Annotated in this window: 5 protein-coding genes and 1 pseudogene; 2 read left to right on the forward strand and 4 right to left on the reverse strand. The window is 49.6% G+C overall.

The window, feature by feature from the left end; all coding sequences use genetic code 11:
* From J0895_RS18990 to J0895_RS19005, 4 genes and pseudogenes are all read right to left on the reverse strand, one after another.
* A pseudogene (locus J0895_RS18990) lies at positions 1 to 456 on the reverse strand (hypothetical protein); the annotation flags it as partial.
* A 23-nt stretch (positions 457 to 479) separates the two neighbouring features.
* On the reverse strand, positions 480 to 2003 hold the full coding sequence (locus J0895_RS18995; protein ID WP_207089574.1) for a pyridoxal phosphate-dependent decarboxylase family protein: 1524 nt from the start codon (positions 2001 to 2003) through the stop codon (positions 480 to 482).
* Positions 2003 to 3451 (reverse strand): aspartate aminotransferase family protein, encoded by a 1449-nt coding sequence (locus J0895_RS19000; protein WP_340643552.1) that lies wholly within the window; start codon positions 3449 to 3451, stop codon positions 2003 to 2005. Before J0895_RS19000 ends, J0895_RS18995 begins: the two co-directional genes overlap by 1 nt.
* Positions 3452 to 3764: 313 nt before the next feature.
* Positions 3765 to 6290, reverse strand: a complete 2526-nt coding sequence (locus tag J0895_RS19005) for a TonB-dependent receptor domain-containing protein (RefSeq protein ID WP_340643553.1) — start codon at positions 6288 to 6290, stop codon at positions 3765 to 3767.
* A gap of 739 nt (positions 6291 to 7029) precedes the next feature.
* Between J0895_RS19005 and J0895_RS19010 the strand changes: the two genes are divergently transcribed.
* Together J0895_RS19010 and J0895_RS19015 are read left to right on the forward strand one after the other, a co-directional pair.
* Positions 7030 to 8814, forward strand: coding sequence for a DUF3352 domain-containing protein (locus J0895_RS19010; protein ID WP_207089575.1), 1785 nt, complete (start codon positions 7030 to 7032; stop codon positions 8812 to 8814).
* On the forward strand, positions 8811 to 8993 hold the full coding sequence (locus J0895_RS19015) for a hypothetical protein (RefSeq protein WP_207089576.1): 183 nt from the start codon (positions 8811 to 8813) through the stop codon (positions 8991 to 8993). Before J0895_RS19010 ends, J0895_RS19015 begins: the two co-directional genes overlap by 4 nt.
* The last annotated feature ends 37 nt before the right edge of the window (positions 8994 to 9030 follow it).

The raw sequence follows: 9030 nt of genomic DNA on the forward strand, positions 1-9030 counted from the left end.
ATCCCGACGCCGATCGCGCACGAATTGTTCGATATTGTGGCAACTTTGAACTACCCGCAACAGCAGTTCATCTTGGGACCCACTGCTGTGATTAGCCAGGGCTAATTCTTTGCTGAATAGGGCCACTAATGTTACATAATCCAGGTCTAACAGTTCGGATTTCCCCGCCATTTGATAGTACAGGGGAAATTCAAAACAATGCCGTCCCGTGAGGGAAAAATAGCGGAGTCCAGCCTTGACTTCTACCCCTTGATGCGGTAGATAACAACAGAGAATTTGTAGGGATTCCAGGCGTGTTTGCAGTTCCGGATACTCTTGACGGCTGTCAACTCTGCCACTGCCAGTTTCTTTCAGATAACAATTCAAAAAACTTTGAATTGTGGCGCGATCGGCAATCTGTTTATCCGTCAGATTGATGTTTTGTTCTCGATGAATTACGGTCAGTTGTTGTACCATTGGGGTTGTTTTGGGTGATTTTTTTATTTTTGCAAAGACAAACTGAGTTGTTTTCCTACTTGCTTCACTCGGTCGAAAATTATCCTGATATCAGCCAGGGTGGTCCGAGGATTGAGTAAGGTAAATTTGAGATATGTATTCCCCGCAATGCAGGTTTGCGCCAGAACCACTTCCCCATGTTGCAGCAAAGTTAAGCGAATTTGGGAATTAATCCAATTATCCTGTTTTGAATTTCCGGAACTGTAGCGAAATACTACTGCATTCAGGGTCGGAATTGTGGCGAGTTCCAATTGGGAATCGGCGCGAATCATCTGCGCCACTGCTGCTGCAAGGTCAATGGTGCTTTCTATCATTTCGCCAAACTTTTCTCGTCCTAATGTTTGTAACGAAATCCAGAGTTTTAGGGCATCAAATCGCCGAGTGGTTTGGATAGATTTTGTAACTAAATCTGGAATTCCTTCCGCTTCGTTAGTTTCGGGGTTGAGATAATCTGCGTGGAGTTTCATTAAGTCAAAATTTGACTGGTCTTTGAGCAAAAATGCCCCACAACTAATCGGCTGATAAAATAACTTGTGAAAGTCTACGGTGATTGAATCTGCACATTCGATTCCTGCCAGTTGAGGGCGATACCGATCGCTCATTACCAAAGCCCCTCCATAAGCGGCATCAACGTGCAACCACAGTCCATTTTCTTGAGCAATTTCCTTCAAGGGAACCAACGGATCTATACTGCCAAAATCCGTAGTTCCGACGGTTGCCACAATCGCGATCGCCGTTAACCCTTGTTCCTGCAATTCAGCTAATTTCAACCGAACCGCATCGGGAGATAATCGGTAATTTTCGTCCGTCTCTACAGGAATCACCGCTTTCTCTCCTAAACCCAATAACGCACAAGATTGGCGAATCGTAAAATGCGCCACATCCGAACATAAAATTCGCCACTGATGCGCTTGCGGGGGTAAACCTTGCTGCTGAATCGACCAATTTAATTCCTGTTTGGCATGGCGATCGCGCGCTAGTAACATCCCCATCAAATTCGACTGGGTTCCGCCACTGGTGAAAATGCCATCCCCTGCGGCATCATAGCCAAATTCACCACATAACCAATGGATTAACTGCTGTTCTAAAACTGTCGCTGCGGGACTTTGGTCCCAGGAATCCATTGATTGATTTGTCGCGGAAATCAACACCTCTGCCGCTAACGCGGGAATCAAGGGAGGACAATGTAAATGTGCGATACAGCGAGGATGGGTGACAACCACCGAATGGGCGATCGCGTTCTCACCCACATTTTTGAGAATATCTCCTAATAACTGTGGATTCTGCGGACAAATTTCCGTCCCTGTCAACCCTGCCACCAACTCAATCGGCGTCGCGCCACTATAGGGTTGTTTCTGACTAGCAAACTGGCGAATCACGCCTTCTGCCGCCTCCGCGATCGCCTGCCGATAAGCCCCGATACTCGCCTCAGCATCTGTCAGAAAACAGGTATCCCACCGCCGATCCTCCAACGCCGCGATCGCCCCTTTTTGTTCTACCTCTAACATTAACTCACCTCTGCTAACTGTGCCGACATTAGCCCTTCCGCTGCCTTCAACGCTGCGGCGAATCTCTCACAAATCTGGTCAAGTTGCTCTGCAGTGACAATCAAAGGTGGCAAAAACCGGACGACGGACCCATGACGACCCCCCAATTCCAGAATCAACCCCCGACTCAGACATTCCGACTGGATGCGCCGCGCCAGTAAGGGATGGGCTGGATAACTGCCGAGATCGCTCGCTGTGGCTTCGGTATTCACAATTTCTACCCCCACCATTAACCCCCTTCCACGCACCTCACCGATACAGCGTGAATCCCCTTGCAACTGCCGCAAATGACCCATCAGGCGATCGGCCAATTCCTGCGCCCGATCCACTAAGCCAAAATCCTGAATGTACCGCAGGGTAGCCAATCCCGCTGCCATCGCCATCTGATTCCCTCGGAATGTTCCTGCGTGTGCGCCAGGAGACCATTGATCCAAATCTTTGTGATACAAAACCACCGATAACGGTAAACTCCCCCCGATTGCCTTGGATAACAACACCACATCGGGAACAATCCCCGCGTGTTCAAAGGCATAGAGTTTCCCCGTCCGACCCCACCCCGTTTGAATTTCATCCACTATCAGAGGGATGCCGCGATCGCGCGTAATCCGGCGGATCTCTCTCACCCAGCGATCGGGGGCTGGAATCGCCCCGCCTTCCCCTTGGACAATTTCCAGAATCATCCCGGCAGGGGGTGTAATCCCACTCTCCGGGTCTGTGAGAATATGCTCAATATAATGACTGCTGAGGCGATGTCCAAACTCACCCCCGATTCCAAACGGACAGCGATAATTATAGGGATAGGGGAGAAAATGAACCTCCGGCATTAAATTTGCAACTTGCTGTTTCGGTGCAAGGTTTCCTGTCAAACTTAACGCCCCATGAGTCATTCCATGATAACCGCCGTGAAACGACAGCATACTCCGCCGTCCCGTTGCGGTCTTGACTAGCTTCACTGCCGCTTCCGTCGCGTCGGCCCCTGTCGGCCCACAAAACTGGATGCGGGCATTCCGGGCAAACCCTGCGGGTAAACTGGCAAACAACTCCTCTACAAACTGGTCTTTAACCGGCGTTGTCAGGTCCAATGTATGCAAGGGGAGACTACTATCGAGAACCTCTCGCATTGCGGCGATCGCCACTGGATGATTATGTCCCAATGCCAGGGTTCCTGCCCCTGCTAAACAGTCGAAATACTGATTGCCATCGGTATCGGTAATAAACACTCCTTTCGCTTCCCGAATGGCGATGGGAATCCGCCGGGGATAGCTGCGGGCATTGGATTCTCGCTGCGCCTGCCGGTTTAAATACTGTTGCGATTGGTACCCAGGTAATGAAGTCTGATAATCCGCCCTTGGCAGTAAGGTAACGTTCGGTTCCTGGTCATGAAAGCCTTTATCGATATGATTTACCACGGTTTGATCCCTCGGATTTGTTGGATGAAATGCTAAATGGTAATTGAGAGTAATTTTCAATTACGATTTAGCATACCACTCCTGAGAAATTTTAGCAATAGCTAGGGAAAGTTTTTTTCAGAGTCTCTCGGGATTACCCCAAATCCTGAGTCTGAAAGGTGTTGAGCCGATTTTCTGAGTGCGATCGCCCGCCGTTCTTGTGCTGATTCATCCGCGATCGCAATTCCCTAGTGTTAATGAGTAGGGTGGGCATTGCCCACCGACCTTAAGTAAGGTGGGCATTGCCCACCCTACAATTGCCGTTTCTCCCTCCTCACCAATTAAAAGAATACCCTAAACGAATGCTTCGACCTCGACCGGCTGTATAGCCCGTATCCAACCCTTGCAATTGAGAAACCACCGGAAAATATTCCGTATTTAATAAATTCTCCACCCCCAAAACGAGACGACCCCGGCCAATATTCAAACTACTGATGAAATCCAACGTAATGTAACTATCAACTTCTCCCAAACCAAAACTTTGACCCGTGGGATTCCGAGTTCCGGAATACAACGCTTGGAGACGATTACGCCATCCAGGAAGCGATTCATTTTCCAGATAAGCCGTAATTTTTATCGGCGAAATCCGAAACCCATTTAAGGGAGATTCATAGTCATCATCCTCATTAAAATCTGCACCGCCTTCACTCCAAGTAAACGAAGTACCTAATGCCCAGGCATCACTAGGTTGGGCATCCAGGGCAAATTCTACCCCATACACTCGTTCCGGTGCACGGACGATTTCGTAATTTTCTTGGTTAAAGCTAGTGCCGAGATTGGATGTATTATAAAATCCAGCTAAAGATGCTTGCACCCTGGCATAATTTCCGCGAATGCCGATTTCGTAGTTGTTGACTTTTTGCGCTTCTGGATTGAGTTGTTCTACCGTAAATCCAGCCGGTGCACTTCGCAGGACAAACCCGACATCAGCGATAGAAAATCCTTGAGAAAAGCCAGCAAAAAGGCTGATTCTTTCAGTGGGATAAACCACGCCACCCACATTAAAAACTGTCTCATTATAATCGAGTTCGCCGCCTTCAATGCGGTTTCCGGCGAGGGTCGTGTAGTCATTCACATCCACTGTAATTCGTTCATGACGCACCCCACCTCTGAGCACGAGGCGATCGCTGACATTCCATTTGAGTTGGCCGAATAATCCTAGATTATTCTGTCGCTGTAACGGTGCCCAGGTGCGATTGCCGATTTTGTTATAAACCAGTCCATTACTGTTATCAAAGGCCAGGGGCTCAAAGACAGACACTGGCTGTTCGGTATTTTCCCGAACTACATCCACCCCCCAAAGTAAATTGGCGCGTTCTGCATCAACGATTGGCGTATCAATTTGCAACCTTGCACCATATTTTTCCGATTCAACGCGGGATTGAAATATTGTATTCCCCAAATTGGCAAAATTGCGGGCATCAAAGGGAAAGAAGCGGGTAAAGTAATCCCTATAGTAAATCTGTCCCTGAACGCTGCTGCCCAAGATGTCATTGTGAGTATAGTCCAGACTCGCATTGAAATTCTCGGTTTTTTGCGATTCGTCTAGGTCCAGTCCCCGGCGTGTTCGCGATTGTTGTCGTCCGGGAATTTGGTTGACGACTGGATCGCTGGTGTAATCTGTATCTTGATTATCGAGAAAGTAATTCAACGTCAGTTGGAGGCGTTGGGAGTCGGTCAAATTAAACCCGACTTTGCTCAATAGGTTGAGCGTAGTAGTATCACTGAGTCCCCCTTGACCGTTAGGATCTGGAGGAATGCGATCGCCCTGAGCATCAAACTGAGCACCGGAGTTGCTAAAAGAGCCATTCAGAGCAAAATCAAAATTCCCGAAATCGCCGGAAAAGGATTGTTGGATATTTTGTCCAAAAGTCTCACTCACATTGGTGGGAAAGGCATTGAGATCCACTGTGGTTTCCCCTTGCAGTCCCTCACCTCTCCCCCGCTTAGTAATAATATTAATTACACCGCCGGTTGCGCCATCGCCATAAATCGCCGTCGGTCCTCGCAGCACTTCCACCCGTTCGATCGCTGAGGGGTCAATGGTCCGCAAATCCCGGGCCGCATTGCGGTTCGTAGACTGCGGTACCCCATCAATAATCACACTAATATTCCGACCCCGCAAGGTTTGGCCGAAGTTACTCGCACTTTGAGTCCCCACGGACAATCCCGGGACTTCCTGGGAGAGAATTGTTCCCAAATCTCGCGTCAGTCGGGTTTGTTGTTCGAGTTGTTCTTCCCCTACCACTGAAATCGATGCGGGAACGTCTGTGATTCGTTCGGCGATTCGGGTTGCTGTCACAATCAGTTCAATAATATCGGCATTCGCAGGCACTGCCTCAGACTCCGTTGGCGGTGATGTTTCTGTGGGTGGGGGTGGAACGGTTGCCGTTTCCGGAGGTGCCGTAACCCGGAAACCAATTTGGCCATTTTCAACCACCACATCTGTTAAGGGGACTGCTGTTGTGCCGGTTACGGTGACTCGCACTTGGTTTCCTTCCCCTGATGTCACGGCGATCGCAGTAATCCCCTCGATGGGGTTATCCGCCCGAAAATTTTCCCCACCGGGTAAGCGTAATCGGGCGTTGACAATATCGGCAATAAACGTTTCCCCGTCCTGAGAGGTCAACACTTCCGGCGTTCCTCCTGCCAGGGTTTCTAAAACTACCTCCACTCCCGTTGGGGTTGAATTGAGGCGAACCCCGGTAATCAGCGCCATCTGTGCATACACGGGAACTGCTGCCACGAGGGCAATCGTGCTTCCCATCCATAGACTATTCAATAAATGCTCTTGTCTCACACTCTCTCCTTAAACCCTAATCTCTAGCATTGCGATCGCCCTTTTGTCTCCATCCAACTTTCCCGGTGGGGTCTGAGACCCTGGACCTTGATCCGCTACTCGGGGATTCTCTGGGCGAGACTTCATCGACCGGATCCGGTCAGTGAAGTCTCGCCCAAGGGAATCTCTGGATTTTGACCGAACTCATCATACAGTTATTGAAAGTAATATTCAATAACTTAAAAATATTTTTTTGACAAGTCCAGACTTGGCAATCCCCTTCTTTTCCGTGAATAAATCCGGGAAACCCTTGTATTTCAATAGGTTGCAGAATTTTGGAACGCCTAGCCTTTTGTGGCAAAAATCCGCCTTACCCTTCCTGAAAAACCCCTGGAACCCTTTCTCTGTAATAATTTAAAAAATTTATGAATTTTTCTGACTCCCCTTGCCCCATCTTGCCTCTATTGACAAAATTTAAAATTAATCTTGCTAATCTATGATATTATTTTCGGTTTTCTTGCCTGTTTATTGAGAATAGTTATAAATAGATAAAGGCAATCAGGCTGATGACCCCTCGCCGGATTAGGGAGCCACTGGCACCGGAAGGAGTATCCTGGAAAGAGTCCCTCGGGTGGCGTGCGATCGCGAATGGGAATCCTGAATGATTTCCCAACCCTGGATCAATCAGCGCTCTACCTACCCAGGAAACCCGATAAACTAATCGGTAAACTCCCGTTACGCTTAACTATTATTGATAATCATGAACCGAAAATTATTCTTCACCATGTTAGGGGCAGTAGCCCTGGTCCTCTGCCTCCTGGGTGCCGGGGTCTTCTATGAAATCCTCGCCACCGGACCTGTCTCCTTATTGCGCGGACCCGTGGAAACCCAGGTCGAGGCGGCGATGTTTGTTCCCCGACAAGCGCCTCTGATGACTTCCTTATTAGTCAATGTAGACAAATTAGAGGATGTGGGGCGACTAGCAGTAGCACCCAAATTGCGGGGTCAGGTACGGGAGGAATTTGACCAGATTAAAAAGGGAGTCCTAGCCAATACGGATTTAAATTATCACAAGGATATTCAACCTTGGCTAGGGGATGAGATTACCTTTGCCGTCACCAGTGCCGACTTTGATCGCGAAGGGGTCAACGGTCGGCAAGCGGGGTATTTACTGGCGGTGGAGACGAAAAATCCCCAGCGTAGCCGAGATTTTCTGGAGGTATTGTGGTCCCAGAATGCCAGTAATGGGGTCAAGGTAGGGGTCGAAAATTATCAAGGGGTGAAGCTGATTTATAGTCAGACTCCAGAGGCAGTTGGCAAGTCTGATGGATTATCGGTCAGTTGGGCCTCGGCTGTGGTGGGCGATCGCTTCGTGTTGTTTGCCAATCATCCGAAAGTGCTGCGGGATGCGATTAATAATGTCCAAACCCAAAATCTCAGCCTCAAGGGAAATTCAGCCTATCAGGAGGCAGTCGCCAATATGTCCTCGGCAGGGATTGGACTGAGTTTTATCAATGTTGAGCAGTTTACCGCCTGGATTAGCGATCGCCCTGGGGAAAATGGCCTCAAACCCCCCTCTGAGCGGGTTCTCACCGCCCAAGCCTCCCCCAGCTTAGGAATTGCCATCGGCTTAAACCGCCAGGGATTACTGGCCCATACGATTTGGAATGGTAGCACTGCCACCGAATGGGCGACAAGTTTACCCAGTTTATTGGGACCTGTAAAGGCATTGCAATATCTACCGGAACAGACTGCTTTGGCCATTGCTGGTGCGGATTTGAATCAGTTGTGGTTGGCCTTGGAGGAAGGATTTCCCGAATCGGGGGCGGTGGGTCAAATTCTACGACAACCTGTGGCAATGGTGCGATCGCGCTGGGGATTGGATTTACCCGAGGCGATTTTTAGCTGGGTGCAAGGGGAATATGCGATCGGGTTGTTACCAAAATCCTCGGTGGAAAACCTGGATAATCCAGGATTGGCGTGGATTTTTGTCGCTCAGAAATCTCGGGAAACTGCTGTCAAAGGGATTGAACAATTAGATGCGATCGCCCAAGAACAAGGGTTCAGCGTCGGGCCCGTTTCCTGGGGGAATCGCCCTATTTCCACCTGGACCAAATTAACCACCAAACCCATCACCACCAAGGCAAAAGGGACGAAACCCTTACAAATTGCCGCTGATGTTCGGGCGGTGCATACCGAAATTGGGGCCTACGAAATTTTTGCCAGTTCCCTAGAAACCTTAACAGCGGCGATCGATGCACCGACTACGGGTTCAATCGTGAGTAATCCTGACTTTCAGAGTGCGATCGGTCCCCTTCCCCAATCCAATTACGGCTATTTCTACCTGGATTGGCTGGCATCTGAAGAGAGTTTAACCCGTCGCTTCCCAGTTCTGAGATTAGTCACCCTCGCCGGAAAACCCCTATTCCAGCGGTTACAGTCCATTTCCCTGAGTTCCCCTGCACCGGGAATCGAACCGGGGATAGAACTCCAGCCCGTCAAAGGGTCCCCCTTAGCTGACTTGTTCATCCGCCTGGGTTCGTGAAAATTGCTTTGCAGGGCGATCGGACTTCCGGTTCCCGGACCTTGGCAAGGGGAGGGTTAGGGTGGGGTCCTCCTGACGTGGCAAAGCCACGTCAGGAAGAAATAGGGTGGCACCCGTCTCCATACAGGCGCGATCGCCTCATGAGAGTGCGTGAGGTGGCGATCGCCACTTGCGCGTAAACCCCACCCTAACCCTCCCCTTGCTAAGGTCCGGGAA

The sequence above is a fragment of the Phormidium pseudopriestleyi FRX01 genome, from assembly GCF_017313335.1.
Classification (GTDB): domain Bacteria; phylum Cyanobacteriota; class Cyanobacteriia; order Cyanobacteriales; family Laspinemataceae; genus Laspinema; species Laspinema pseudopriestleyi.

Coding starts and splice junctions, on each gene's coding strand:
- J0895_RS18995 (WP_207089574.1), bottom strand. CDS start 2,003: ATGTTAGAGGTAGAACAAAAAGGGGCGATCGCGGCGTTGGAGGATCGG.
- J0895_RS19010 (WP_207089575.1), top strand. CDS start 7,030: ATGAACCGAAAATTATTCTTCACCATGTTAGGGGCAGTAGCCCTGGTC.